Annotated in this window: 1 protein-coding gene; it reads left to right on the forward strand. The window is 33.6% G+C overall.

Going from position 1 to position 2,591, the window contains the following annotated elements; genetic code table 11:
• Window positions 1-460 precede the first annotated feature (460 nt).
• Window positions 461-2,104 carry a PAS domain S-box protein gene (locus PHD84_10765; GenBank protein MDD5638277.1) on the forward strand — a complete coding sequence of 548 codons (1,644 nt, stop codon included), beginning with the start codon at window positions 461-463 and terminating at the stop codon, window positions 2,102-2,104.
• The last annotated feature ends 487 nt before the right edge of the window (window positions 2,105-2,591 follow it).

The raw sequence follows: 2,591 nt of genomic DNA on the forward strand, positions 1-2,591 counted from the left end.
CCCCGGATACCCAGAAAAAAGTATTAAGTTATCTCAAAGGATTAAACAGTTGTTCGCTGAGACAGCTTTCCAGATTAACCGGATTAACGGTGAATCAGATTGTCAGATCCTGATACAGAGAACCGTCCCCTATATCACTAAGTTTTTAGTTATTTTATAGTACTTTAATTACTTGAATTATAGTTTTTATTTCTTTTGCGATATACGTTATACGGTATACTTTATACTATTTTGTCCTTGTGAGCAGGCTTTAGCCTGCGTGGCAATCTCATTCATTTATTCAGTATTTATGTAACTGAAAATTTATATTATAAACTGGTACTATGTTCCTGATTTTGCTAAAATATAAACGTCACACTAATCAGAATTTAAGTAAATGTTTGTGTAAAATTATTCAGAGAGAAAAGGGAATACCTGAAGTTTCATATAAATTTATTCAAAGGAGGAGTATTTTGCATCCATGATATTAAATTTTCCCGGTATGCTGATAATAGCATTATCAATAATTATTCTTTTCCTTTTGATATATATCTGGAAACGAAGGAATGAATATGAAGTTTTGCATATTGACCCCTCAACTTTAGATTTGGGCAAAGTGTTTGACAATATTCCCGATGCTATTCTTGTCTTAGATGCAAACAATGAAATTGTTAAAATAAATTCTTCTGCAAAAACACTTTTTGGGGTTGACGACTTTCATAATAATATTCACGAACTTAAATCAACTGATTATAGCGAAAGAGAATTTAAAAAAGATGAAAAGACATATTTTGGCAGAAAGAAGCCGATTTTTAATGCAGCTGGTAATTATTCAGGAGCATTAATAATAATAAATGACATCACAAAACAAAAGCAACTGGAAGAAATATTGTTAAAAAGCAGAGAAAACTATAAAGAAATCATTGATGGGATGAATGATACTGCCTGGATTATTGATTTTAACTTTAAGTTTATAGATGTAAATAAAGCTGCAGTAAATAAATTGGGTTATTCCAGAAAAGAATTGCTTTCTGTGGGGCCGGAAGACATTGACCCCAATTTATCTAAAGAAAGTATAAGAAATCTTATAAGAGAAATGCCCAGTGATAAAATACAAACTTTTGAGACAAAACATAGAACAAAGACAGGGAAAATTATTCCGGTAGAGATTGTCTCCAGCCTTGTCAATTATCAGGGGAAACAGGCAATTCTGAGTATTGCCCGGGATATCACCCAGAGAAAAAAGGCAGAGGAAGCCCTACGACAAAGCCAGGAAGAATTTTCCAGCCTTTTCCAGAGTAATCCGGAGGCCACTGTCTATACCGATAAAGATGGAATTGTGCTTAACATTAATCCCAAATTTACTGAGCTTTTTGGTTATACTTTAGAAGAATTCAGGGGTAAGAGTATTGATTCAGGCTTGATTCAACCTCCTGCAAGAATAGAAGAAGCAAAAAAATATACCCAAAAAGCCATACTTAATGGCTATATAGCATTCGAAACAGTCAGAAAGAAAAAAGATGGTACCCTGGTGCCGGTCTTTATAAGCGGGTCCCCGGTAATAGTGAATAATGATGTCAAGGGTACTATTGCAGTATTTTATGATATTTCAGACAGAATAAAGATGGAAAAGCAGCTAAAAAGACTATCACGTATTGATACTTTAACTAGAACCTTAAACCGCAGGTATGGTATGGAGCTGATTCTGCGTCAGCTCAAACTAAGTAAACGTAACAGTTCACCACTTCTGTTGTCTTTTATGGATATTAATAATTTTAAAGCTATCAATGATAAATATGGTCATCAGGAGGGAGATAAGGTACTCAAGGAAATTGCAGAAATCTTTAAAACTACCATTCGAGAGACAGATATTTTATGCCGTATTGGAGGAGATGAATTTTTGTTGGCTTTTCCTCATAACTCGTTAGAAGATGTTCCTAAGATTAAAAGACGGTTTGAAAAAAAGCTAACCCAATACAACAAGGAGAGCAGAAAAGAATACCAGGTTAATTTGAGTATGGGATTTTCTGAATATACACCTGAGAAACCAAAAACCTTAGATGCACTTATAGCCATTGCTGATAAACAAATGTACAAAGAAAAAAGTGAAAGGAACAATGAGTAGGTAAAAAAAGTAGGAGTTACCCCGTAGAATCTATTCTTTTTCAAACAGATAAGGTTCAAATCCGATTATTACAAAAATTTTCAGGTTTGTGATACTATCGGATTCATTGAAAGAATTAGTACTGGCAAAAATTCCCTCTCCCCTTGGAGGGAGAGGGCTAGGGTGAGGGGGAGTAAATAAAGTAAGAATATCAATAAAAAATAAAGATTTTAGCTATTTTATGCTACTTTTCATTACTTGAATTATAATTTTTATTTTTTTACGATATACGTTATACAGTATACTTTATACTATTCTGTCCTTGCGAGCAGGCTTTAGCCTGCGTGGCAATCTCATCCGCTTCTATCCAGAAATTTTTATGTATTTAAACTAAATACCAACGACTAATTAAGCAATCTCATCCATTTACACCCACAGTATTTATTTCACCGAAAACCGAAAACTAATAACTGAAAACCATTATTTTTATTTCTCAGATCGGAAGAGC

The organism is Atribacterota bacterium (assembly GCA_028717805.1).
In the GTDB taxonomy this organism is placed as follows: Bacteria; Atribacterota; Phoenicimicrobiia; order Phoenicimicrobiales; family Stramentimicrobiaceae; genus Stramentimicrobium.